This window comes from Allobosea sp. OK403 (genome assembly GCF_900113835.1).
Classification (GTDB): domain Bacteria; phylum Pseudomonadota; class Alphaproteobacteria; order Rhizobiales; family Beijerinckiaceae; genus Allobosea.
On the sequence record NZ_FOQV01000002.1, the window covers coordinates 1,074,921 to 1,099,084 of the forward strand.

General features: G+C 66.5%; 26 protein-coding genes. 12 read left to right on the top strand and 14 right to left on the bottom strand.

The annotated features are described in order from the left end of the window. Positions 1-21 precede the first annotated feature (21 nt). The 8 genes from BMZ97_RS10975 to BMZ97_RS11010 all read left to right on the top strand — a co-directional run bounded on the left by BMZ97_RS10975 (position 22) and on the right by BMZ97_RS11010 (position 7,482). On the top strand, positions 22-1,347 hold the full coding sequence (locus BMZ97_RS10975; RefSeq protein ID WP_092168407.1) for an LLM class flavin-dependent oxidoreductase: 1,326 nt from the start codon (positions 22-24) through the stop codon (positions 1,345-1,347). 464 nt (positions 1,348-1,811) lie between these two features. Further along, positions 1,812-2,033 (top strand): hypothetical protein, encoded by a 222-nt coding sequence (locus BMZ97_RS10980; protein ID WP_092168411.1) that lies wholly within the window; start codon positions 1,812-1,814, stop codon positions 2,031-2,033. 39 nt (positions 2,034-2,072) lie between these two features. Next, on the top strand, positions 2,073-3,032 hold the full coding sequence (locus BMZ97_RS10985; RefSeq protein ID WP_092168414.1) for a sulfonate ABC transporter substrate-binding protein: 960 nt from the start codon (positions 2,073-2,075) through the stop codon (positions 3,030-3,032). 42 nt (positions 3,033-3,074) lie between these two features. Then, on the top strand, positions 3,075-4,022 hold the full coding sequence (locus tag BMZ97_RS10990; protein ID WP_092168417.1) for a sulfonate ABC transporter substrate-binding protein: 948 nt from the start codon (positions 3,075-3,077) through the stop codon (positions 4,020-4,022). After that, positions 4,019-5,194, top strand: a complete 1,176-nt coding sequence (gene ssuD, locus BMZ97_RS10995; protein WP_092168420.1) for an FMNH2-dependent alkanesulfonate monooxygenase — start codon at positions 4,019-4,021, stop codon at positions 5,192-5,194. The genes BMZ97_RS10990 and ssuD overlap by 4 nt, the downstream gene beginning before the upstream one ends. Next, complete coding sequence (gene ssuC, locus BMZ97_RS11000; RefSeq protein WP_092168423.1) at positions 5,191-6,042, top strand: aliphatic sulfonate ABC transporter permease SsuC; 852 nt, start codon at positions 5,191-5,193, stop codon at positions 6,040-6,042. Before ssuD ends, ssuC begins: the two co-directional genes overlap by 4 nt. A 10-nt stretch (positions 6,043-6,052) precedes the next feature. Continuing rightward, positions 6,053-6,898 (top strand): ATP-binding cassette domain-containing protein, encoded by an 846-nt coding sequence (locus BMZ97_RS11005; RefSeq protein ID WP_092168426.1) that lies wholly within the window; start codon positions 6,053-6,055, stop codon positions 6,896-6,898. A gap of 14 nt (positions 6,899-6,912) precedes the next feature. Further along, complete coding sequence (locus tag BMZ97_RS11010; protein ID WP_092169001.1) at positions 6,913-7,482, top strand: flavin reductase family protein; 570 nt, start codon at positions 6,913-6,915, stop codon at positions 7,480-7,482. Between the two features lie 68 nt (positions 7,483-7,550). Here BMZ97_RS11010 and BMZ97_RS11015 read toward each other — a convergent pair whose 3' ends face one another. From BMZ97_RS11015 to BMZ97_RS11060, 10 genes are all read right to left on the bottom strand, one after another. Beyond that, positions 7,551-8,330, bottom strand: a complete 780-nt coding sequence (locus BMZ97_RS11015) for a VOC family protein (protein ID WP_092168430.1) — start codon at positions 8,328-8,330, stop codon at positions 7,551-7,553. Between the two features lie 218 nt (positions 8,331-8,548). Then, positions 8,549-8,863, bottom strand: a complete 315-nt coding sequence (locus BMZ97_RS11020) for an NIPSNAP family protein (protein WP_069688355.1) — start codon at positions 8,861-8,863, stop codon at positions 8,549-8,551. Positions 8,864-8,871: 8 nt separating this feature from the next. Next, complete coding sequence (locus tag BMZ97_RS11025) at positions 8,872-9,471, bottom strand: nitroreductase family protein (protein WP_092168433.1); 600 nt, start codon at positions 9,469-9,471, stop codon at positions 8,872-8,874. A gap of 202 nt (positions 9,472-9,673) precedes the next feature. Beyond that, positions 9,674-10,213 carry a flavin reductase family protein gene (locus tag BMZ97_RS11030; RefSeq protein WP_092168436.1) on the bottom strand — a complete coding sequence of 180 codons (540 nt, stop codon included), beginning with the start codon at positions 10,211-10,213 and terminating at the stop codon, positions 9,674-9,676. After that, positions 10,210-11,118 carry an NAD(P)-dependent oxidoreductase gene (locus BMZ97_RS11035; protein WP_092168439.1) on the bottom strand — a complete coding sequence of 303 codons (909 nt, stop codon included), beginning with the start codon at positions 11,116-11,118 and terminating at the stop codon, positions 10,210-10,212. The genes BMZ97_RS11030 and BMZ97_RS11035 overlap by 4 nt, the downstream gene beginning before the upstream one ends. Continuing rightward, positions 11,115-12,470, bottom strand: coding sequence for an LLM class flavin-dependent oxidoreductase (locus BMZ97_RS11040; RefSeq protein WP_244546339.1), 1,356 nt, complete (start codon positions 12,468-12,470; stop codon positions 11,115-11,117). The genes BMZ97_RS11035 and BMZ97_RS11040 overlap by 4 nt, the downstream gene beginning before the upstream one ends. 35 nt (positions 12,471-12,505) lie before the next feature. Next, positions 12,506-13,306 carry an ABC transporter ATP-binding protein gene (locus BMZ97_RS11045; RefSeq protein ID WP_092168442.1) on the bottom strand — a complete coding sequence of 267 codons (801 nt, stop codon included), beginning with the start codon at positions 13,304-13,306 and terminating at the stop codon, positions 12,506-12,508. Between the two features lie 27 nt (positions 13,307-13,333). Beyond that, positions 13,334-14,155 carry an ABC transporter permease gene (locus BMZ97_RS11050; RefSeq protein ID WP_244546340.1) on the bottom strand — a complete coding sequence of 274 codons (822 nt, stop codon included), beginning with the start codon at positions 14,153-14,155 and terminating at the stop codon, positions 13,334-13,336. Further along, positions 14,155-15,144 (bottom strand): ABC transporter substrate-binding protein, encoded by a 990-nt coding sequence (locus BMZ97_RS11055; protein ID WP_092168445.1) that lies wholly within the window; start codon positions 15,142-15,144, stop codon positions 14,155-14,157. Before BMZ97_RS11055 ends, BMZ97_RS11050 begins: the two co-directional genes overlap by 1 nt. A gap of 92 nt (positions 15,145-15,236) precedes the next feature. Beyond that, positions 15,237-16,475, bottom strand: coding sequence for an MFS transporter (locus BMZ97_RS11060; protein WP_092168448.1), 1,239 nt, complete (start codon positions 16,473-16,475; stop codon positions 15,237-15,239). A 157-nt stretch (positions 16,476-16,632) separates the two neighbouring features. Here BMZ97_RS11060 and BMZ97_RS11065 point away from each other — a divergent pair, with 157 nt between their 5' ends. After that, complete coding sequence (locus BMZ97_RS11065; RefSeq protein ID WP_092168451.1) at positions 16,633-17,676, top strand: LacI family DNA-binding transcriptional regulator; 1,044 nt, start codon at positions 16,633-16,635, stop codon at positions 17,674-17,676. Positions 17,677-17,737: 61 nt separating this feature from the next. Here the strand turns inward: BMZ97_RS11065 and BMZ97_RS11070 are convergent, their stop codons facing one another. The 3 genes from BMZ97_RS11070 to BMZ97_RS11080 all read right to left on the bottom strand — a co-directional run bounded on the left by BMZ97_RS11070 (position 17,738) and on the right by BMZ97_RS11080 (position 20,072). Further along, positions 17,738-18,577 (bottom strand): transporter substrate-binding domain-containing protein, encoded by an 840-nt coding sequence (locus BMZ97_RS11070; RefSeq protein ID WP_244546341.1) that lies wholly within the window; start codon positions 18,575-18,577, stop codon positions 17,738-17,740. A gap of 47 nt (positions 18,578-18,624) precedes the next feature. Then, positions 18,625-19,275 carry an amino acid ABC transporter permease gene (locus BMZ97_RS11075; RefSeq protein ID WP_092168457.1) on the bottom strand — a complete coding sequence of 217 codons (651 nt, stop codon included), beginning with the start codon at positions 19,273-19,275 and terminating at the stop codon, positions 18,625-18,627. Between the two features lie 125 nt (positions 19,276-19,400). Continuing rightward, entirely contained in the window at positions 19,401-20,072 is a 672-nt protein-coding gene (locus tag BMZ97_RS11080; RefSeq protein ID WP_092168460.1) for an amino acid ABC transporter permease, read from the bottom strand. A 372-nt stretch (positions 20,073-20,444) separates the two neighbouring features. On the opposite strand from BMZ97_RS11080, the gene BMZ97_RS11085 reads away from it, so the two are divergent. Next, on the top strand, positions 20,445-21,587 hold the full coding sequence (locus BMZ97_RS11085) for an acyl-CoA dehydrogenase family protein (RefSeq protein ID WP_092168463.1): 1,143 nt from the start codon (positions 20,445-20,447) through the stop codon (positions 21,585-21,587). 93 nt (positions 21,588-21,680) lie between these two features. Here the strand turns inward: BMZ97_RS11085 and BMZ97_RS31210 are convergent, their stop codons facing one another. Further along, positions 21,681-21,821 carry a hypothetical protein gene (locus tag BMZ97_RS31210; protein WP_175525507.1) on the bottom strand — a complete coding sequence of 47 codons (141 nt, stop codon included), beginning with the start codon at positions 21,819-21,821 and terminating at the stop codon, positions 21,681-21,683. Positions 21,822-21,851: 30 nt separating this feature from the next. On the opposite strand from BMZ97_RS31210, the gene BMZ97_RS11090 reads away from it, so the two are divergent. Then, entirely contained in the window at positions 21,852-23,387 is a 1,536-nt protein-coding gene (locus tag BMZ97_RS11090) for a xylulokinase (RefSeq protein ID WP_092168466.1), read from the top strand. Continuing rightward, the gene (locus tag BMZ97_RS11095; RefSeq protein WP_092168469.1) at positions 23,384-24,163 is read left to right on the top strand and encodes an SDR family NAD(P)-dependent oxidoreductase; all 780 of its coding nucleotides are present in this window, start codon (positions 23,384-23,386) and stop codon (positions 24,161-24,163) included. Before BMZ97_RS11090 ends, BMZ97_RS11095 begins: the two co-directional genes overlap by 4 nt. The last annotated feature ends 1 nt before the right edge of the window (position 24,164 follow it).

Below are 24,164 nucleotides of genomic sequence, written 5' to 3' on the forward strand. Positions count from 1 at the left end.
ACCCTCACGACAGGCCGCTCCATGCCCACTCCCCGCCAGCTTCATCTCGGCGCTTTCATGCGCCCGGTCAGCATCCACACCGGCGCCTGGCGCTATCCCGGCGCTTATCCCGACGCCAATTTCAACTTCGGGCACCTGAAGCGCTTCGCGCAGAAGCTCGAGGCAGGCAAATTCGACGCCTTCTTCATGGCCGATCATCTCGCCGTGCTGAACATGCCGGTCGAGGCGCTGAAGCGCAGCCACACCGTGACATCCTTCGAACCTTTCACCCTGCTCTCGGCGCTCGCCAGCGTCACCGAGCATATCGGGCTCGTCGCCACCGCCTCGACGACTTTTGATGCCGCCTATCATATCGCCCGGCGCTTCGCCTCGCTCGACCATATCAGCGGCGGCCGGGCGGGCTGGAACATCGTCACCACCTCGAATCCCGATGCCGCGCTGAATTTCGGGCTCGACGAGCATATGGACCATGGCGAGCGCTATGACCGGGCGCGCGAATTCTACGACGTCGTCACCGGGCTCTGGGATAGCTTCGCCGACGATGCCTTCATCCGCGACCGGGAGAGCGGGCTCTTCTTCGACCCTACGAGGCTGCATGTACTGGCGCATAAGGGCGAGCACCTCTCGGTGCGCGGCCCGCTCAACATCGCCCGGACGCCGCAGGGCTGGCCGGTGATCGTTCAGGCCGGCGCCTCCGAGCCGGGACGCCAGCTTGCAGCCGAGACGGCCGAGGTTGTCTTCGCGGCGCACCGGACGCTCGACGCCGGCCAGGCCTTCTATGCCGATGTGAAGGGCCGGATGGAGGCGATCGGCCGCAATCCCGACCATCTCAAGATCCTGCCCGGCGTCCTCACCGTGGTCGGCGACACGGTCGAGCAGGCGCAGGAGAAGCGCGCCTTGCTCGACAGCTTCGTGCATTACGACAGCGCCATCGCCTCGCTCTCGATCGCGCTCGGCCATGACGCCTCGGATTTCGACCCCGACGGGCCGCTGCCCGACATCCCTGAGACCAATCAAAGCAAGAGCGGCCGCGAGCGCACCATCGAACTGGCGCGGCGCGAGAATCTGACCGTGCGCCAATTGGCGCAGCGGCTGGGCGGCTATGGCGGGCTCGCCTTCGTCGGCACGCCCGAGACCATCGCGGATTCGATGGAGGAGTGGCTGACGACGCGCGGCAGCGACGGCTTCAACGTGATGTTCCCCTATCTGCCGGAAGGGCTCGACGACTTCGTCGACAAGGTCGTGCCGGAGCTGCAGCGGCGCGGCCTGTTCCGGACGGAGTATGCCGGCAAGACCTTGCGCGAGAATCTCGGCCTGCCGCGCCCGGCGAACCGGTTCTTCGCCTGACAGCTGGACAACGCTCGCGCCCAAGACGGCTGGGATACGAGACTGCCCGGATAAGCGGCATCGAGCGAAAGGCTATCGCGTAGCGCCGTCTGGAGAGGTCGTCATCCCTCTCGGACAGCGATCTTTGAAAGGACGTTTCATTGACCGGGCCCGATCGATCGAGAAATACTCAAGTATCGAAACGAAGTCGTCCGGATCGATCGCGGGATTTGCTGGAGCAGCTTGCGCCGCGTCACCAACGCTAAAAGCACCACGATGAATTCGTGGGCTCCCAATGGATGGAGACACGGTCATGATCTATCTCAGCCACTTCGTGATACGAGGCTTGCTGCGCGTTTCCGCCTTCCTGCGTTCCACTCGATGTTGACAGCGCGCCCATTGCGCGCCCGGCCCGGCTGACCGCCGAGGATTCACTCATCATCGCAGACGAAAAGGCGCCGATCCCGCTCGGCGAAGGCCAAGCCATGTCCAAAGCCATGTCCAAAGCCATCATCATCGAAATCTCTGGCACGACGGCCGGCATCGTTGTCGGCTCCCCCGGAAATTTCCGCTTCTTCTCCTCCGAGCCGGCCTTCGACAGGCTCGACGGCCGGAGCTTTCATTCCGCCGAGCAGGCGCGCCGCACCGCCGCTGCGCATCGCATCGCCAAGGACGACCGCAAGAAGGACGACCGCAAGGCCGCCTGAACCCTTTCGCCCCTCGATCCAGACAAGGGCCCTCACGCCATGGACCGTAGAGATTTCATCGCCAGCCTGGCCGGCTCGTCGCTCGCCCTCGCTGCGGGGGCCGCCATCGCCCAATCCAGCCTCTCGCCCAAGGAGCTGCGCATCGGCTTCCAGAAGAACGGCGTCCTGCTCATCGCCAAGCAGCAGGGCGTGCTGGAGAAACGCTTCAAGCCGCAAGGCATCGAGATCAAATGGGTCGAATTCCAGTTTGGACCGCCGCTGCTAGAGGCACTGAACGTCGGCTCGATCGACTATGGCCCGACCGGCGACGCGCCCCCGATCTTCGCCCAGGCCGCCAAGGCGAACCTGCTCTATGTCGCGACGCAGGAGGCCGCCGGTTCGGGCGCCGCGATCCTGCTGCCGCCGAAATCGCCGATCCAGACGCTCGCAGAGCTCAAGGGCAAGAAGATCGCCTTCGCCAAGGCGTCGAGCTCGCACAACCTCACCATCGCGGCGATCGAGAAGGCCGGGCTCGGCTATGACGAGTTCACGCCGGTCTATCTGCCGCCGGCCGATGCGCGCGCCGCCTTCGAGCGTGGCTCGGTCGATGCCTGGACGATCTGGGATCCCTTCTTCGCCATCGCCGAGGCCATTCCCGGCGTGCGCATCCTGTCGCTGTCGAAGGGCATCGTCTCGCAGAACTCGTTCTACCTCGCCAATCGCGACTTCACGACGAAGAACCCCGAGATCGTCGCGGCGATCAATGACGAGCTCGCCAAGGTCGCGCGTTGGGCCGACAGCCATCGCGACGAGGTGGCCAGCGTCCAGGCGGCCGCGACCGGCCTGCCGATCGAGCCCTGGAAGCGCTCGGTCGAGCGCTCCGATTTCGTCATCGCGCCGCTCAATCCGCGCGTGCTCGACGAGCAGCAGCGCGTCGCCGACCGCTTCCACCGGCTCGGCCTGATCCCCAAGCCGATCAATGTCCGCGACATCGTCTGGGACTGGAAGCCCACCGCCTGAGCAATCGGCTTCCTCCGTTCCCCTGAGAAAGACAATCACCCGATGATTTCGAAGAGATCGTTCCTGACCCTCTCGGCGGCGAGCCTGGCGCTTAGCCTGTCCGCGAGCGGTGCCTCCGCGCAAGAGAAGACGCTGCGCGTCGGCTTCCAGAAATACGGCAAGATCGTGCTGCTCAAGGGCAAGGGCACGCTGGAGAAGGCGCTGGAGCCGCTCGGCTACAAGGTCACCTGGACCGAGTTTCCAGCCGGCCCGCAATTGCTGGAAGCGGTCAATGTCGGGGCGATCGACATCGGCAACACCGGTGAAGCGCCGCCGATCTTCGCCCAGGCCGCGGGCGCGCCGCTGGTCTATGTCGCCTATGAACCGCCGGCGCCGAAGGGCGAGGCCATCCTGGTGCCCAAGAGCAGCCCGATCCAGTCGGTCGCCGAGCTCAAGGGCAAGAAGGTCGCGCTGAACAAGGGCTCCAACGTCCATTACCTGCTGGTCAAGGCCCTCGAGAAGGCCGGCGTCGCCTATTCCGAGATCACGCCGGTGTTCCTGACCCCGGCCGATGCGCGCGCCGCCTTCGAGCGCGGCGCGGTCGACGCCTGGGCGATCTGGGATCCCTTCCAGGCTGCGGCCGAGACAACGATCGGCGCGCGCACGCTCACTGATGGCACCGGCATCGTCGCCAACCACCAGTTCTATCTCGCCAGCGAGAAACTCGTCGCCAATCACGACGCGGCCTTGAAAGTCTTCCTCAAGCAGCTGAGAGAGGTCGATGACTGGGCCAAGGCCGACATCGCCGCCGTCGCCGAGGCGCTGAGCCCCTCGACCGGCATCCCGGCCCCGATCCTGCAGCTGGCGCTGGCGCGCCAGAGCTACGGCATCAGGCCGCTCGACGAGGCCACGATCGCCGAGCAGCAGCGCATTGCCGACACCTTCCATGCGCTCGGCCTGCTGCCCAAGCCGGTCACCATCGCCAGCGCCGTGAAGAGGATCGCCTCATGAGCGTCGCGCCTGCACACAGCGCCAATGTCCTCTGGTTCCTGCCGACCCATGGCGACGGCCGCTATCTCGGCACGGCTACCGGTGGCCGCCAGACCGATTTCGCCTATCTGCGCCAGATCGCCCAAGCCGCCGACACGCTGGGCTATTACGGCGTCCTGCTGCCGACCGGCCGAAGCTGCGAGGATTCCTGGATCGTCGCCTCGGCGGTCGCGCCACTGACGCAGAACCTGCGTTATCTCGTGGCAGTCCGGCCCGGCCTGCAATCGCCGACATTGGCAGCGCGCATGACCGCGACGCTCGACCGCGTCTCGAACGGGCGGCTTCTGGTCAATGTCGTCACCGGCGGAGACCCGATCGAGAACGCCGGCGACGGCATCTTCCTGTCGCATGACGAGCGTTACGAGGTGACCCGCGAGTTCCTCTCGGTCTATTCCGCCCTGCTGCGCGGCGAGACCGTGCGGCATGAGGGCAAGCATATCCGCATCGAGGATGGGCAACTGCTCTATCCCTCGACGCAAGCCAGCGGCCCACCGCTCTATTTCGGCGGCTCTTCGCCTGCCGCCATCGATGTCGCGGCTGAGACCATCGACAAATACCTGACCTGGGGCGAGCCGCCGGCGGCGGTGGCCGAGAAGATCGCCACCGTCTCCGCCGCCGCCAAGACTGCTGGACGGAAACTCTCCTTCGGCATTCGCCTGCACGTCATCGTTCGCGAGACCGAGGCCGAGGCCTGGGCGGCGGCCGACAAGCTGATCAGCCATCTCGACGACGCCACCATCGCCAATTCGCAGCAGATCTTCGCCCGCATGGATTCCGAGGGCCAGCGGCGGATGTCGGCGCTGCATGGCGGCAACCGCGACAAGCTCGAGATCTCGCCCAATCTCTGGGCCGGTGTCGGTTTGGTGCGCGGCGGGGCCGGCACGGCCCTGGTCGGCAGCCCCGAGCAGGTGGCCGACCGGATCAAGGAGTACATGGCGCTCGGCATCGACAGCTTCATCCTGTCGGGCTACCCGCATCTGGAGGAGGCCTATCGCTTCGCCGAACTGGTCTTCCCGCTGCTGCCGCTTAACCACGGCAAGCCGGTGATCAACGGCACCGTCAATAACGGCCCGTTCGGCGAGACCATCGCCAATGACGCCAAGCCCGAGCAGAAACGGGCTGCGAGCTCATGACCGACCGCGCAGAACCGATCCCGCGCCCGCAACGCACCAGCTTGCGTGTGCCGGACCTCAAGCCGCTGCAGCCCAAGTCACTGCAGCCATGGCTCGCGCGCCTGACGCCCTGGCTGTTGCCGCTCGCCATCCTCGTGGTCTGGCAAGCGGCCTCGCGGCTGGGCTTCATCGCCGCCAATGTCCTGCCGGCGCCGAGCGACGTGCTCGCGGCAGGTTGGCGGCTGACGCTCAACGGACAGCTCGCCGAGAACATCGGCGTCAGCTTCAAGCGCGCCATCTCCGGCTTCCTGCTCGGTGGCTCGCTCGCCTTCGCGCTCGGCCTGTTCAACGGCTTGTCCAAGACCTCCGAGCGCGTCACCGACACCACCATCCAGATGGTGCGCAACATCCCGAACCTGGCGCTGATCCCGCTGGTCATCCTCTGGTTCGGCATCGAAGAGGAGGCGAAGCTGTTCCTGACCTCGCTCGGCGTCTTCTTTCCGATCTACATTAACACCTTCCACGGCGTGCGTACCGTCGACAGCCAGCTCGTCGAGATGGGCCGCTCTTATGGCATGAGCAATCTCGAACTGTTCCGGCGCGTCATCCTGCCCGGCGCCCTGCCCTCGATCTTCGTCGGTGTGCGCTATGCGCTCGGCATCATGTGGCTGACGCTGATTGTGGCGGAGACGATCGCGGCCAATTCCGGCATCGGCTACATGGCGATGAATGCGCGCGAGTTCATGCTGGTCGACGTCGTCGTGCTGGCGATCGTGATCTACGCGGCGCTGGGCAAGCTCGCCGACTCCGTGGTGCGGCTGCTGGAGCGGCTCTGCCTGTCCTGGCACCCCGCCTTCCAGAAGCATTGAGGAGCCGGCGATGACGACAGCGACATTGGCGACAACAACATCGGCGCCCGGCGCCCGGCTTTTCGAGGCCCTGTTCGAGGACCAGTCGGCGAAGGCCCGGGCTGCACGCGGCCAGCCGATCGCGATACGGGGCCTGAAGAAGCGCTTCGGCGAGCTTGAGGTTCTGCGTGGGATCGATCTCGACGTGCCCGCAGGGCAGTTCCTCGCCATCGTCGGGCGCAGCGGCTGCGGCAAGAGCACGCTGCTGCGCATCCTCGCCGGGCTCGATAAGCCAAGCGAAGGCACGCTCAGTCTCAGTCAGGCAGGCACCGCCTCCGCGACCCCGCGCATCATGTTCCAGGAGCCGCGCCTGCTGCCCTGGGCGCGCGTGCTCTCCAATGTCGAGGTCGGGCTGGGTGCCGAGCGCAAGCTGCCGGAGGCCGAGGAGCGCGCCTTCCAGACGCTGCGTGCCGTAGGCCTCGAAGCGAAGGCGCAGCAATGGCCTGCTCTGCTCTCCGGCGGCCAGCGTCAGCGTGTCGCGCTCGCCCGCGCCTTGGTCAGCCGGCCGCGCGTGCTGGCGCTGGACGAGCCGCTCGGCGCGCTCGACGCGCTGACCCGCATCGAGATGCAGGGCCTGCTGGAGCGGGTCTGGCTGGCCCAGGGCTTCACCGCGATCCTGGTGACCCATGACGTCTCAGAGGCGCTGACGCTCGCCGACCGCGTCGTGATGATCGACGAGGGCCGCATCACGCTCGACATCGCGGTCGACCTGCCGCGCCCGCGCCGGCGTGGCTCGGTCGACCTCGCCTTGCTCGAAGAGCGCATCCTCAAGGATCTGATCCCCGAGGACGCCAACCCGCCCGAATACGCGATATGAAGGAGATGAAAGCGATGGCCGTCATCACCCAGCTGCCCAAGGCGATCCGCCCGGTCCGCGACGACGCAGCCAGCTTCCGCGCCGCCTTCCGCCATCTCGCCGGCGGCGTCAGCGTGATCACGACAGGGCACGGCGAAGACCGCACCGGCCTGACCGCGACCTCGGTCTCCTCGCTCTCGGCCGAGCCGCCGACCATCTTCTTCGGCCTCAATCTGAGCTCGTCGAGCTATCCCGTGCTCCAGCGTCACCGCAGCTTCGGCGTGAATTTCCTGAGCGCGTCTCAGAAGCAGGTCGCTGATCGCTTCGCCGGCCGGGGCGGCGAGAAGGGCGCCGCGCGTTACGCCGATGCGGACTGGACGAGCGGGGTCTCCGGCGCACCACTCCTGCACGGCGCGCTGGCCAGCCTCGATTGCGAGGTCGAGGAGATCATCGAGCGCCACTCCCACGCCATTATCATCGGCCGGGTCCGGGAGGTCAGGCTCGGCCGCGACGCCGCCGCCCTGGTCTACTGGCGCGGCGACTATGAACGGCTCGGCTGGATGATCGAGGAAGCGACCACGGCGCTGGGCTTGCGCGCCTATTAGAGCATTTTCGAGCGAAGTGGACACCGGTTTGCGTGAAGAAAACGCGTTAAAACAAAGAGCTAGAGCTCTCAGCGCTCCCTGACGATCTCGAGCCTCGCCCCATGGGTGAGGCTGATGTCGAGTACCTGGTCCTTCCCGCCGAAGAACGAGATCGCATAGGCTCCCTGGCCACGCCGTTCGAGATGGCGCGTCAGCCCTTCGCAGGCCTCAGCCCGCCCCTCGACCAGCGACAATGCCTGACGACCGAGCTGGAACTGCACGAGCCTGAAGCCGAGCCCCGGCACGCCGCCGCTGGCGACAGGCGCCATGCCCAGCAGCGTACGGTAGCGCGCTGCCGACACGTCGAGATCGCGGACCGCCACGGTCACGCCGGCGACGCCCGTGACCCCGTTCGCATGCGTGCGGGCCGCGCCCTCCGGCACGCGCAGCGCCCGCGCCGTGACGTCCTCGCACAGGAAGGGGATATCGCTTTCAGGCGGCCGCGCCGAGCGCCAGGCCAGGCGCGTGCCGTCGGGCTGCAAGCGCGCGCCATCGATCGGGCCATCCATCACGATTCCGCCGGCGCGGGCCCGAGCCAGGTCGACATCGAGCGAATCCGGCAGCAGGGCGTAGTCGACCAGCCCGCTGCCGGCCGCGTCCAGGACACGCCACCAGCGGAAATCCGGCACCGGCCGGGAAAAGGCGATGATTTCAAGATAAGCGCCGTCCGCCAGCACCACGAGCGCATTGCGCGAGCCGCGCGGATGCTCGCCGCCGGGCAGCACCGTGAAGCCCAGCGCCTCATAATCGCGAACGGCCTGATCGAGATCGGTGACGGCGATGACGATATGGTCGATCGAAAGCGGCATCGCGGAGCATCCTTGTGAACGAGAGCGTTTTCGAGCGAAGTGGATATCGGTTCGCGTGAAGAAAACGCGTTGAAACAAAGAGCTGGAGCTGTTGAACGATCCAATCGGATCAGAAACGGCTCCAGCGGGAGTGCGAAGCCGCCGCCAGATCGGCAAGATCTGGCGGCGGGTGAACAGCCTGATCGTGGCTCACAGCGCTCGACCAAACGCTGTAGCTTTCAGCGCAATGGCGAAAAAGCCGTGGGGCGCAGGATGCGGCTGCGCATCTCGAGCACATAGGGCGCAGCCTTGGCGCGGAACTCCTGCCAGCGCGGATCGGCCTCCATCGCCGCACGCCGGCGCTCGCGGTCACCCGCATCCTCGAAGCGCCACATATGGACGACTTCGTTGACGACGCCCGTATCGGTGGTGAACCAGCCGATCAGGTGACCGAGATGCGAGACCTGCAGCTCCATGCCCTCGCGGACATAGAGATCGAGATAGTCGCGCACATGAGCCGGCTTGATCGCGTAGGTGCGTTCATCGAGGATCATGAGACAAGTCAACCCGTCGGAAAGGCGCCTTCGAAAACGCTGGCCGAGAGCGGGTTACGCTGGCTCGGGGTTTCGCGCGCCTGCAGCGCCTCCGGCAATTGCGCCTTGTCGCCCGGCTTGCCGATCGCGATCGCAGCCTCGACGCGGTAGCCGGCGGGCACGTTCAGTTCGGTCGCCGCGCGCGCATGATCGAAGCCGACCATGCCATGGGCCTGCCAGCCCGACCGCGTCGCCTGCAAGGCGAGCTGGGCCCAGGCCGCACCGGCATCGAAGGAATGGCTGTAGGACGGGACCTCTTCGGCCTTGCCGGGAACGGCCATGGCCTGCTTCGAGACCACGATGACCAAAGCAGCGGCGTGCTTGGCCCAGGAGGCGTTAAACTCGTTCAGCAGGCCGAGCAGCTTGTCCCAATGCGCTGTGCCGCGCCGCGCATAGACGAACCGCCAAGGCTGCGAATTATAGGAGGACGGAGCCCAGCGCGCCGCCTCGAACAGGGACAAGAGCTCGGCCTCGGAGATGCCATCGACGGTGAAGGCGCGCGGCGACCAGCGCTCGAGGAAAAGCGGGTCGATCGCATGCTCGGCGACGCGATGATTGATGCTTGTCATGGAAACATATCCTGCTGAAGGCGGAACAGTGGTGGATTGAGCCGCGTCACGATCGGCAAGATAGTCCGGATCAGTGCATCGACGCCGCGCCTCTTCCATTAGCAAGATGCGCGTCCGCGGCATATCGCCATATGCCGCATTTTCGGAGAGCGAGGCTTGCAATAACGCCTATGTGAACCATGGCTTCAGCGGCCGTGGCCGCTTATCGCGAACCGTCCAGCCTGCGATATTGCCCCCGATAGAAGATCAGGGGCGTATCGATCGGCTCGCAATCGAAGCCAAGCACCTCACCGACGAAGATGACGTGGTCGCCGCCATCATGCTGTGCGTAGCAACGGCATTCGAAATGGGCGAGCGCACCGGGCAGCAAGGGTGCTCCGGTCCGGCCGGGCCGGTGATCGACGCCATCCCATTTTGTCGCGACCGACTGGGCGAAGCGATTGGAAATGGCCTCCTGCTCGCGATGCAGGATGTTGATGGCGAAGCTCTGCGCCTGCAGCAGATGTTCGAGGCTGCGGGCCTTGCGCGCAACGCTGAACAGGATCAGCGGCGGATCGAGCGAGACGGTGTTGAACGAGCTCAGCGTCAAGCCGACAGGATCGCCGCCGCGCTCATGCGTCGTCACCACAGCGACGCCGGTCGCGAATTGTCCGAGCGCGCGGCGCAGTTCGCGCGTGTCAAGCGCGACGCTGCCAGTGCCGCCCTCTTCGCGTTCCGTATTCGGCAGCTTGAGCGCGCTCATCGACACGGCAGTTCTCCAGATCGGGCACGGTAGGCGTCGAGGACATCATCGGCCGTGTAGCTTGTCCGCGCGACGAAGGCCTCGCGCTGCCCAAGCGCGGCCGAAGCCCGCAGCCGGGCGCAGGTCGCCTCCGTCATCACCGGATCCAGCCCGAGCTCGCGAATGCCCTCCGCGACACCGTCCATCTCGACCGCACGCCGCTCGGCATGCAGCACATCGGTCCTGATGCACATGTCGACAAAGGTGCTGAAGCGCGTCGCATCCATCGGCTCGCAGATCCCGCGCAGCGCCTCGGCGCGCACACCGGCAACGGAGGCTGCCGTCATCGCCTCGATCACCAGGGCCTCGATGCCTTTGGTGACGACGCTGCGCAGCATCTTCACGGCAGCCGCGTCGCCCGCGCGCGGACCGGCGTTCTCGATGGCGAAGCCAAACGGGGCGAAGACGGAGGCGAAACGCTCGACCCCATCGCCCGAGCAATAGAGCGGCACCTTCGCGCCATAGATGCTGACCGCGCCCATCAGATTGGCGTCGACATAGGAGCCGCCTCTGGCCCGCACCGCCTCGGCGACAGTGATCTTGCTTGATGGCGTCGAGGCGTTGATGTCGACGACGAGCGTGCCCGGCCGCAGCCCACCTGCGATCGCCGCCCCGACTTCGGCGGCGGTCGCGACGACGACAGCCGAGACGACGATGTCGGCGCGCGCCAGCAGCGCGTCGAGCGTGTCGACCAATTCCGCACCCGCTTCGCGCACCTGCAGGCGGAACGGCTCAGAATAGGGCGGGCGGTTCGTACGGCCTTCGCAGAAGACGAGCGGCGCAGCAGCGCCCTTGAGGGTTAGATGGCGCGCAAAGCACTGCGCCGCCTCGCCGAAGCCGACGAAGCCGATGATGGGGGCCATCATGCCGCCCTCCCCTGCTGCGCGATGTCGCGGGCCTTCGCTCCAGCCCGAAGGTTCTCCCGCAATGTCGCGCTTTCATAGGAGCTGCGCATCAATCCGCGCTTCTGCAGGATCGGCACCACGGCCCGCGAAAACTGCTCCCAGGTGCCCGGTGATACGGTCGGGGTCAGGATGAAGCCGTCGCAGGCCTCGTTTGTGAACATCGCCTCCAGCTGGTCCGCGACCTGCACGGGCGTGCCGACGATCTGCGGCGCGAGCTCGCTGGTCGCGAAGCGCTTCGCCGCCTCGCCGAGCGTCAACCCCTCGGCCTTGGTGCCTTGCAGGATCACGTCGAAGGAGCCGCGCGAGCCTTCCTCGAGCGGCAGGTCGACGACCGGCTGATCGGCTGGGAAGCGCGAAAGATCGGTGCCGATATGCGAGGACATCAGCGCCATGCCCAGTTCGGGATCGACCAGGCTGTTGACGAAATCCTGCTTCTCGCGGGCGATCGAGGCGGTTTCGCCGATGATGGGATCGACCGAGGGCAGAACGGCGCAATGATCGGGGTCGCGGCCGGCAGCCTCGATCGCCGCGCGCATCTCGCTGCGGAAGCGGCGCATGTCCTGCGCCGTGTGCTGCAAGGTGAAGATCATCTCCGCCCAGCGCGCCGCGAAGGCCTTGCCGGGCCCCGACGAGCCGGCCTGCATGATCACTGGATGGCCCTGCGGCGAGCGCGGCACGGTCAACGGTCCGCGCGTCCTGACCCATTCGCCGCGGTAGTCGGCATAATGCAGCTTGCCTGGATCGGCGAAGCGGCCGGCCTCCTTGTCGATGACGAGCGCGCCCTCGTCCCAGCTCTGCCAAAGCGCCATGCAGGCTTCCAGCACCTCATCGGCGCGGCCGTAGCGTTCCTCCCGGCCTGGGATCGCCTCAAGACCGAAATTGCGGGCCTCCAGATTGCTCGCCGAGGTCACGACGTTCCAGGCCATGCGGCCCTTGCTCAGAATGTCGAGCGTGCCGAGCGTGCGGGCGATCTGGTAGGGATTATGGAAGGTCGTCGAGAGCGTCGCGCCCAACCCGATATGCCGCGTCACACGCGCCATCATCGCCAGGATCGGCAATGGATCGAGCAAACTGAGTGCGCCGCCCTTGCCGACCATGGTCGCGAAGCTGCGGTTGTAATAATCGTAGATGCCGAGCACATCGGCGAAGAACAGGCAGTCGAAGCAGCCCTTTTCCAGCACGCGGGCAATGTGCTCGTACCAATCGGGCTCGAGAAAGCCGTTATCGGTCTCGGGATGCCGCCACATGCCGTGGTGGTGGCTGGTCGGGCCGGCCTTGAGAAAGGCGACGAGCCGCATCTGACGCTTCTGCATGGGGGTTCGTGTCCTTCTCCGGGGCTGCGGCGGTCTCAGACTGGCTCGGCCAGGCGGGAGGCCGCCATGTGCTGCGTGACCTCCTCCTCGACATGGCTCCAGATCTCGCTCTTCAGCTCCGCGAAGGCCGGCGAGGTCTGGACATGGATGTCGCGCGGCCTGGGCAAGGCGTTGGGAATGATCGTGCGGATGCGCCCCGGCCGGGCCGACATCACGACGATGCGGTGGCCCAACACGATCGCCTCGTCGATATTATGGGTGATGAAGACGATGGTCTTGCCGCTCCGCTCCTGGATGCGCAGCAATTCGTCCTGCATCACCTGGCGCGTCATCGCGTCGAGCGCCGCAAACGGCTCGTCCATCAGCAGCACCTCCGGATCGGCGGCGAGGCTGCGCGCCAGCGTCACGCGCTGCTGCATGCCGCCGGAAAGCTCGGCCGGGTAATGATCGGCGAAGCCGTTGAGCTGGACCATGTCGATGAAGAACTCGGCCATCCCTCGCCGCTCGTGCCGCGGCACGCCGCGCATGCGCAGCGGGAACTCGACATTCTGGCGCACCGTCTTCCAGGGAAACAGCGCATAGGACTGGAACACCATGCCGCAGCGCGGCTCGATGCCGGAGATCGGGCGGCCACGGAGCAGGACGCGCCCGCTCGTCGGGCTGGCGAAGCCGGCAAACAGGTTCAGCATCGTCGATTTGCCGCAGCCCGACGCGCCGAGCAGGCAGACGAGCTCGCCCTCCTCGACATCCAGCGACAGGTTGCGGACGGCGACGACATCAGAACCGCCGACGGGATAGGATTTGGTCACGTGCTCAGCGCTGAGGATGGCGGGCATGGCTTGTCCAATCGTGACGAGGCCGGCTCAGTGGCGCCGGTGACGTTCCCAGGGCTGCAGCAGGATTTCGATCCGGTTCGCGAGGACGTCGGCCGCAAGCACGGTCAGCGAGATCGAGACCATGCCGACCAGCACCACGGTCATGTCACCCCAGTCCTTGGCCTCCCAGATCAGCGAGCCGAGGCCGTTGCGCGCCGCGATCATCTCGGCCGAGAGCACGCAGGACCAGGCGATGGCGAGCGAGACCTTCAGCCCCGCCAGGATGCCGGGCAACGCACCGGGAAAGATCACCTCGCGCATCACGGTGAGATCGCCCGCGCCGAGATTGCGCGCGGCCCGGACCAGGAGCGGGTCGACGCGCCGCGTCGCCTCATAGGTCGCGAGCAGAATGTAGACCCAGCTTCCCAGGAAGACGATCGTCACCTTCTGCTGCTCGCCTATGCCCAGCCACAGGATCGTCAGGGGAATCCAGGTGATCGACGGCAGGGGGCGCAGCAGCGAGATGAACGGGCTGAAGATCGCCCGCACCGGCCAGAAGGTCGCCATCGCCACGCCGAGCGGGATCGCGACGATCGCCGCCAGGAAGAAGCCGGCGAAGACGCGGGCCGACGAGGCGAGCACTGCCCGCCAGAGATCGCCCGACAGCACCAGCTTGGCAGCGGCTTGCGCCACCGCGACCGGGGACGGCAGGAACAGCGGCGAGATCCAGCCCGTCGCGGTCGCAAGCGCCCATAGCGCGATGAAGAGCAGGACCGAGGCCATGCTGACCAAAGCGGCCCGGCCCGGCCAGTCGATCGTCAGCCACGGCAGGCGCCGCGTGCCGACTGCGATATGTTCGCGCATCGTCATCACTTCCCCCCGGGAACGAAGCTGGTGTCGACCCAGAGGTCGGTGTCGGGAGCAGCCGGGATCTTGCCGGCGCCATGCAGCAGCTTGGTCAGGTATTTGATCTGGGCCTGATGCCGGCGCATATGCTCGGGCCAGCCCGCGCTGCCGAAGAACTGGAAGCCCTTGATCGCCGCCGTGACCTGTTCCGGCGTCTGGCGGAAATAGCTCGCGACCGCGGCCCCCGCCTCTCCGGGATTGGCGATGGTGAAGTCGGCACCCTTGAGCACGCCGGCGGCGATCCTCTTGGCGGTAGCGGGATCCTCCCTAGCGAGCTTGCGCGAGATGATGACGATGTCGCCTGCCGCCATGGTGCCGAAATCGCGATAGATCGCCGTGTCCTTATCGGTGCCGAGCAGCTTGCCCTCGGGCACCGCCTGCTTCAGACGATCGAGCAAGGGCTGCCAGACACAGGCCGCCTGGACGTCGCCATGGCTGAGCGCAGCCGCCATCTCGGTGCCGGGCAGGCTGCGATAGTCGGTGTCCTGCAAAGTCATGCCGCTTTCGGAGAGGAGCCCCATCAAGGTGATCTCGGCCGAGGAATTGGCCGCCACGGGCTTGCCCTTCAGATCCTTGACCGAGGCGATGCCCGGGCGAGCCCAGCAACCCTCCTGCCCCGGTGAATCGTCGACATTGGCGAAGATCGAGAAGGCCTCGTTGCCACGCGCCATCTCGCTGATCACCGAGACGCGGCCGAGATTGCTGAAGGCCGCATCGCCGGCGGCGATCGCGCGGATCCGGTCGGCGGAGTTGACGATGACCTGGACCTGCACGTCGAGCCCTTGCTCGCGGAAGAAACCCTTCTCTATCGCGACCAGGATCGGCACCTGACCGATCCAGGTTACAGAGCCGGCGAAGTTCAGGCGCGGCAGGGTTTGCGCATTCGCAACCAGCGCTACGCAGGTACAAGTCGATGCGACGAGAAGGCGGCCGAGGAGCAGGCGGAAGCGCATGGCAGAGATCCCCTGATGCAGCGATGCCCACTCAGCTAATCACCACCTTTGTCGACGTACAATGAACCGGTTCATCAAAGATGCACAAATTTTTAGCGTGATGCATCGATAAGCGACGCCGACCGCCCGATCTGGCGCTCGAGGCGCGCGACGAGCCATAGCGAGACCCAGCACAGCAGGATGCTGATCAGCGCCAGGCGCTCCATTCCGACCAGATGCCCGTCGGCGCGCTCGGACAGGAGCAAGGTCGAGCCGCCCGCTCCCGCCGCCTGGGCCAGGCTGGTGGCGGCCGCGACCAGGCATTGATAGGCCGTCCGCTCGCTGGAGCGCGGCACGCGGCTGGCGCTCGCCTGGGCGACGGTGCTGCGGGCGAGCTGCGCCGCCAGGATCAGGCCGAGGACGGGCGCCATGACCGGCAGCGGCATGGGGAGCAGAAAGGCGCAGGTGAGGAGCAGCGTCAGCGCAACCCCCACCCCCAGCGACGCCGCCCGCGAGCCGATGCGGTCCATCACCCAGCCGGTGGAGCCTGTCGTCAGCAGCGCCAAGCCGCCGCCGATCAGATAGATCGAGCCGAGCTCGGCCGTGCTCGCGCCCAGATTCTTCAGCGCGAAAGTGCCGATATGAGGCGAGATCAGCAATGTCGCGAAGGAGGCTCCAGCCGTCAGCAGGATCCCCGTCAGGCTGCCGGGGCGCAGCAGGATCGCCCCGACATCGCGCAGCAGCGTGCGCCCGAAATCCGCTTGCGCGGCCCGCGCCGAGAGCCCCGGCAGGCCAAGCAGAACGGGGACAGTCAGCCCCAGGCACAAGGCCGCCATGCCGATGAAGGGCGCGCGCCAGCTCCCCGCGGCCGAAATCAGCCCCAGCGCGAGCGGCGAGCCGAGCAGCAGCGCCAGGCCATAGGAGCCGACGATCGCGCTGACGGCGCGATTGCGCCCGCCCTTCGGCGCAAGGTCGGCCGCCGTCGCGAAGACCACCGCCAGGAGCGGCCCGGCGCAGAGCCCCGCGAGCAGGCGGCCGAGCAGCAGCCAGGAGAAATTCGGCGCGAGCGCCGCGAGCCCGGTCATGAGGCCCAGCCCGGCAAGCGCGCCGAGCAGCGCGCTGCGGCGCGCGATCCGCCCCAGCAGCAGGGCTCCGACGATCCCGCCCAGCCCCGCCGCGCCGTTGAAATAGACGCTGGTATAGGCGACATCCTGGGCCGGCACCCTCAGATCATCGGCCAGGAACGGCGCCAGCGGAAAGACCATCACCGAACCCAGCGCATTGGCGAAGGCCACCGCGCCGAGCCAGAGGATGACCCAGACGCTACCAGCGGTTCGGGCTTGAGACGTCATCTGAATCCGTCTCTCATCTAAGAGTTTAGAGCAGGATCAATACGAAAACCGATTCCCAGTTTTTCGCATCCCGCCCAGGATTGCATCGCGAAAGAGGATCAATTATGAACCGGTTCACCGCAACTTCGTCAAGTGCGGCCCAGCCGACGGGAACCGCATGAGCACGCAAGCCAAGCCGAGGCAGGTCAAGCTGCGCGATGTCGCGCAGGCGGCGGGCGTGGCGGTCGGCACGGTCTCGCGCGTGCTCAACGCCAATCCGACCGTGACGGAGGCCGTCCGCCGCAAGGTGCAGGCGGCGATCGACGATCTCGGCTACGAGATGGATGTCGTCGCCCAGAGCTTGCGCGGCGGCACCACCAAGATGGTCGCCTGCGCCATCCGGGATTTCGACATCCCGCAATTCGCCACCTACATCAAGGAAGCCGAGCGGATCTTCCGCGAGAACGGCTACACGCTGCTGTTGTCGAGCACGACGAACCAGCCCGATGTCGAGATGGCGCTGCTGCGCGCCTTCGAGCGCCGCCGCGTCGACGGCATCATGATGACGATCAGCGACGAGGGTCACGCCGGCGTCACTAAAGCGCTCGCCGAGGCGGGCGTGCCCGTGCTGCTGATCGACCGCGACCATATCGGGACGCTGGACCGGGTGACGGTCGACCATTTCGGCGGGGCCAGGGCCGCGACCCAGCATCTGCTTGGCCTCGGTCATCGCCGCATCGCCATGCTCGTCGGCGACCTCAAGGCCTTTCCCTCGCGCAGCCGTGTCGAGGGCTTTCGCGCGGCCTGCGCCGCCGCCGGCGTTGCGATCGATCCCGGGCTGCTGCGCGAACGGGTGCTCGACCAGGAGGACGCCTTCCGCGAGACGATGGCGCTGCTCAGCCTGCCGGATGCGCCGACTGCCTTCTTCGTCGCCGCCATGGACACGCTGGGCGGCAGCCTGCGGGCGCTGCGCGCACTCGGCCGCGAGGTCGGCCGCGATGTCGCCCTCGTCGCCGGCAGCGATTCAGACCTCGCCGAGCTTTACTCTCCAGGCGTGACGGCGATCCGCTGGAATCTCGCCGAGATGGGCCGCCATGCCGCAACGATGCTGCTGGAGCGCATGCGCGGCGAGGCGCCCGCAACCTCGCGCGCCCTCAAGCTCCCGACCACCCTGGTCATTCGGCAATCCTGCCAGGCGGTCACCCCAGGCAATCGCGATTGAGCCGATCGGAGCATTTGCGCGGCCGCCCTTGTCTGGCGGCCGCGCGAACCGGCAAGCGCGCTCAGAAGGTCGGCATCGGAGGCAGGCCCGACAGCGGAATGCCGAACCAGCGCTTGTTGATCTCGCTAAGCTGGCCGTTGGCGGCGATCTCGGCGATGAACTTGTTCGACCACTCCGCCAGCGCGGTATCGGCCTTGCGGAAGGCCATGCCGTTGGCCTGTTCCTTCAAGGTGATCTTCGGCTCGATGTTGAGCTGGGGATAGTCCTTGTTCAGCTGGGCCAGGATGGTGTTGCTCGCGCCAATCGCCTGGATCTGTCCGGAGATGATCGCCTGCAGGGCGGTCGCATCGTCGTCATAGCGCTTGAGCTGGGTGCCGGCAGGCATGATCGCGCTGATCGCGGTGTCTTGCGTGCTGGCGCGCGCCGTGCCGATCGAGACGTTCTTCAGGTCCTCGGGCTTCTGGATGACGACGTTCTTGGGCGCCAGCACATAGATCGTCAGGGCGCTGTAGGGGTTGGAGAACAGCACCTGCTTCTGGCGCTCGGCGGTGATGCCGAAGGTGGCGATCAGGACGTCGATCTTGTTGGTCAGGAGATAGGGGATGCGGTTGGGGCCGGTCACCGGCACGAGCTCGAGCGGCACGCCGAGCGACTTCGCCATCAGCACGGCGACATCGGCATCGTAGCCCGCCGGCTTCTGGTTGGCGTCGGTGCCGCCGAACGGCGGATAGTCGGTCAGCACGCCGACCAGAAACTTGCCGCGCGCCTTGATCTCGTCCGGCGTTGCGGCCGAAGCGGCGTTGCGGCTGAACGGCAGCAGCGCCGCTGCGAGACCGAGCGCCAGCGTCAGGCTCATGGCTCTACGGAGTATGGCCCTGCGGGATATCGTCTTCATGGTCATGGTCGTTTCTCCTGTGGTTTCGATGGTGTTTTTCTAATCATTGCCACTCACCGGCTTGCGACGGTCAGTCTCCGTTCCATGATCTTGCTATAGGCCGAGAGCGGCCAGCAGATCAGGAAATAGACAAGCGCGACGAGCGCGAAGATCGTGAAGGGGCGGAACGTCGCATTGTTGATGATCTGCGCGGCGCGCGTGATCTCGACGAAGCCGATGATCGAGGCGAGCGAGGTGCCCTTGATCAACTGCACCAGGAACCCGATCGTCGGCGGAATCGCGATGCGGAAGGCTTGCGGGATGATGATCAGGAACATGCGCGGCACATAGGTCAGGCCGAGCGCGCGCGCGGCCTCGGATTGCCCGCGCGGCACGACCTCGATCGAGCCGCGCCAGATCTCGCCGAGAAAGGCGCTGGCATGCAGCGAGAGGCCCACCGCCGCGGCGCCCCAGGGATCGATGTCGATGCCGAAGATGCCCGGCACGAAGAAGGCCAGGAAGAGCTGCATCAGGAGCGGCGTGCCCTGGAAGATCTTGATGTAGCCGAGCGCCAGGAAGCGCAGCCATTTGAACTCAGCCGTGCGCGCCAGCGCCACCACAAGCCCGCCGATGCCGCCACCGATGAAGGCGGCCAGGGAGAGCAGCAGCGTCCAGCGGACGGCCGTCACGATGAAGAAGATGTCGCCTTCGCTGAGGACGCGCATTATCGGCTCTCCCAGATCACGTCGCCTTCGGACGGTTCCGTCCGAATGCGAAAAACGTGATCGATTCTAAAAGCTTAGAGCATTGCTGCCACGAAAAACCGGTACCCACTTTTTCGCGCAACGCTCTAGCGCAGGCTGGGTTTGCGCAGCCAGATGCGCTCGATGGCGGCGAACGCGCCCCAGAACAGCACCGACATGGCGAAATACATGCAGGTCACGATGAAATAGACTTCGAAGCTGCGGAAGGTGCGCGACTGGATATCGCCGGCCGCCGCCGTCAGCTCGCTCGCCGCGATCGCCGAGCAGACGCTGGAATTCAGCATCAGCAGGATGAACTGGCTGGTCAGCGACGGATAGATCGCCTGGATCGCCGGCTTCAGGATGATGAAGCGGAAGATCTGCAGGGGCCGCAGGCCCAGTGACTTGCCCGCCTCGATCTGGCCCTTGGAAATGCTCTCGATGCCGGCGCGGATGATCTCGATGCCATAGGCACCGACATTGACCACGAGCGCGAGCAGGGCTGCCGTGTCGGAGGACAATCGGATGCCGGCCGCCGGCAAGCCGAAATAGATCATGAAGATCTGGATCAGGAAGGGCGTGTTGCGGATTGCCTCGATATAGCCGTCGAGGAACCATTGCAGCCAGCGCGGGCCCGATGTCTTGCCGAGCGCGCCAAGCACCGCCACGACCATGCCGATCGCCATGGCAAACCCCGACAGCACCAGCGTGTGGAGCGCGCCCGCGAGCAGATCCGGCCAATAGGCGAAGACATCCGCGAATTCGAATTGATAGCCCATCTCAGCGCCGCATCCGGACAGGGCGACAGGAACAAGCGGGCGGCATAGGCTCGATCAAGATCAGGTTTCCTTATTCCCAGATAGTCTGGAGTCGGTTGAACCCGGCCACCGTGTTTTAAAGTCGCGCGAACCCCATCGCTCCGGCAAGCGGCGCGGCCCATGAAACGTTCCTTAGAGCATGACGCGCCAAAGGAGGAACCGACTTTCGAACGAGGGCCGCCTTGTACCCCGCGCACAAGGCGAGCCTCCTCCGGCGCTAAAGTTGGGGCAGCGGCGCCCCGCCAAAGAGGCTATTTCCCAAGCAATCGAACTTTCGTCCTGACGCCCGCCTTGCCACCTCGCTCCTCGCAACCCCAAAGCCCGGCCGCCGCCATGACAATCGACATCGCCATCTACGACCAGATCCGCGACACCACGCGCCGTTTCGCAGACGATGTCATCCGCCCCGCGGCCGTGGAACTCGACCGCAGCGCGGCCTTTCCGGCCGAGATCTACCAGCAGATGGCCGAGCTCGGCCTGTTCGGCATCACCGTCCCCGAAGCACTTGGCGGGGCGGGGCTCGACACGCTGGCCTATACGATCGTCATGGAGGAGTTGTCCCGGGGCTACGCCTCGATCGCCGACCAATGCGGCCTGGTCGAGCTGATCGGGACGCTGCTCACGCGCTACGGTACGGCCGCGCAGCAGGCGCGCCATCTGCCCGCCATTCTCAAGGCCCGCACCCGCGTCGCCTATTGCCTCACCGAGGCGGAGGCCGGCTCGGATCTGTCCAATGTCAGGACGACGGCGAAGCCCACGGCCGAGGGCTGGGTGCTGAATGGCGGCAAGCTCTGGATCCACAACGCGCCGGTCGCCGATCTCGGCTTCGTGCTGGCTTCGACCGACCCGCAAGCCAGGCATCGCGGCATGAGCATCTTCATCGTCGACCTGCACGCCAAGGGCGTTTCGCGCGGCCAGAAGGAGCACAAGATGGGCCAGCGCGCGAGCCAGGTCGGCGGCCTGAGCTTCGACGATCTGCTGCTGCCCGCAGATGCCTTGCTCGGCGAGATCAATCGCGGCTTCCACATCATGATGAGCGTGCTGGAGAAAGGCCGCGTCGGCATCGGCGCGCTGGCGGTCGGCATCGCCCAGGCGGGGCTGCAGGCCGCGCTCGGCTACGCCCGGGAGCGCCGCCAGTTCGGCAAGCCGATCATCGAGAATCAGGGCGTGCAATGGATGCTGGCCGATATGGCCAAGGACATCGCCGCCGGCCGCGCTTTGGTCGAACGGGCGGCCGGCCTGATCGACGCTGGAGCCTCGGCGACCTCGGCCGCCTCGATCGCCAAATGCTTCGCGAGCGACATGGCCGTCGCCCAAACCGCCAACGCCGTGCAGATATTCGGCGGCGCCGGCTACATTCAGGGTTTCGAGGTCGAGCGGCTCTACCGCGACGCCAAGATCACGCAGATCTATGAAGGCACGAACCAGATTCAGCGCACGATCATCGCCAGGGAGTTGATGAAGAACGGCGCCTGAAACCGCGCGCCCTGATCCCGCCATTCGGCAAACGATCCAGGGGACTGCAGCGGTCGCCGCTCGCGCCGGCTTGATTTATCCCGGGCTTGTCCCTCACATGCGGCGCTGGAGAGGGGCCGCATTGTGATCGATCGTCAGGACATCGCCGGCCGCCTGGAGTGTTGCCTCCCGCCTGCCGGCGACGATCACCGAGAGCGGCACTGACTTGATCCGCCAGACCATCGACCATTTCATCATCCATCGCCGGGCTCCGGGCGCCACCTCATGAGCGTCGTCCTCGCCTGCGATCTCGGCGGCACCAGCTTCCGCGCCGCGCTCGTCGACGCCCAGGGCACGACGCTGGCCGAGAGCATGATTCCGGGGCCGGCAAGCCTCGACCGGATGGGCCGGTCGGAGGTCGATCCGACCGCATGGTGGCAGATCCTGATCGAGGCCTGCGCCGCCATCGCGAAGGCGCAGCCGGCGCTGTTCTCTCATGTCCAGGCCGTTGCGATCTGCGGCGTCACGCGCACGCAGGTTTTCCTCGGACGCGATGGAGAGCCGTTACGCCCCGCCATGACCTGGAAGGACACGCGCTCGGAAGCCGCCGCCTCGCGCCTGCGCGAGCGGCTCGGCAACGCGCACCCCGAAAGCGCACGGATCAACGCCTTCCATCCCCTGGCGCGCCTCGCCTGGTTGCACGAGCAAGAACTGCACGAGGAGGAGGCGACCTTCCAGAACCTCGGCTCGGTGCTGGAGCCGAAGGACTATCTGAATTTCAGGCTGACCGGCCGCCAGGCCGGCGATCCGGTCTCGTTGGCGCGCCTGCTTGCCTCCGCCGAGATCGTCGCAGGCGCAGACCCGCTCGCCGCGGTCGGCCTCTCCTCAGCGATCCTGCCCGAGGTGCTGGAGCCTTGCCAGATCGTCGGACCGGTCAAGTCCGGTTTACCCACGCCGTTCGATGCGATCACGGGCGTGCCGGTGTTCTGCTCGTCCAACGACACCTGGGCCGCCGTCGCCGGGCTTGGCGCCATGCGGCCGGGCTATGCCTACAATATCTCCGGCACAACCGAAGTGCTCGGCGTCGTCAGTGAGCGCGCAGCGGAAGCCGAGGGGCTGATGACCGTCGATTGGCGCGGCGTATCGCAGCTCGGCGGCCCCAGCCAGAACGGCGCCGATACGGTGTCCTGGCTATTGTCGCTGCTGGCACGCGGCGATGGCGACCACGCCGCCATCGGGCGCGATATCGACGCCCTGCTCGCCGGCCCGCGCCACGCCCAGCCGCTGCTCTTCCTGCCCTATCTGCAGGGCGAGCGCGTGCCTTACTGGAATCCGTCGCTGCGCGGCGCCTTCATCGGCCTCAACCGCCAGCATGGCGCGACCGACCTCGCCTGGGCGGTGCTGGAAGGCGTCGCCTTCCTCAACCGCATCGTGCTGGAGCGGGCGGAAGCCGCGCTCGGTGCGCCCGTCTCGGAAATCCGCTTCGGCGGCGGCGCGGCCAACAACCGGCTCTGGTGCCAGATCAAGGCCGATATCTGCGGCCGTCCGGTCGCGATCGGCCATGCGAAGGAGCCAGGCATTCTGGGCGCAGCGATCATCGCCTGGACGGGGCTTGGCCGCTTCGCCTCGCTCGCCGAGGCGCAGGCTGCGCTGGTCGGCGTCGCCGCGCGCTTCGAGCCCGACCCGGCACGCGCCGCGCTCTACGACCACCTGTTTTCGCTCTACCGCCGCAGCGAAGCGGCGCTCGCGCCGATCTCGACCGAGCTTGCTGCCCTGTCGCACGGCACCGACGCCCCGACCGCAAGGAGGCCCGCGCCATGAGCGCTCCCGTCACGCTCATCACCGGCGCATCGGGCGGCATCGGCGGCGCGCTCGCCGCGATGCTGTCTGCTGCAGGCCATCGGCTCGTCCTCTCCGGGCTCGACGCCGCGCCGCTGGAGGAAATGGCCGAAGGGATCGCCCGCTCAGGCGGCGAGGTCGTAACGCTCGCCGGAAATGTCCGGGAACACGACCTGCCGCAGGAACTCGTCGACCTCGCCATCGCTCGCTTTGGCCGGCTCGACAACCTCGTCACGGCAGCCGGAGCCTCGCGGTCGGTCAAGCTCGTCGAGATGGAAGACGATGAGTGGGACAAGCTCGTCGACATCAACTTGTCGGCGGTCTTCCGCATCTCCAAGGCTGTGGCGAAGCACTTGATCGCGCAGGGCGAAGGCGGCGCCATCGTCCACATCTCCTCGATCGCCCATGCCAATGGCGGTGCAAATCTCGCTTACGGCTCGGCCAAAGGTGGCGTCGCCACCTTGACCTATGGCATGGCCCAGCAGCTCGGCCCGCATGGGATTCGGGTCAATGCAGTCGCGCCCGGCATCATCGACACGCCGATGGTGCGCGACGGCTTCGCGCAGCAATTCAACACCCTGGTCGCAGGCGCGGCGGCCCGCACGCCGCTCGGCCGGCTTGGAAAACCCGAGGATGTCGCAGCCGTGATCGCCTTCCTGCTCTCGCCCGGAGCCGCCTTCGTCACCGGCGCACTGATCCCGATCACTGGTGGCATCGAGATCCTGTCGCCGATCTCGACCATCGCCAAGGGGGCATGAG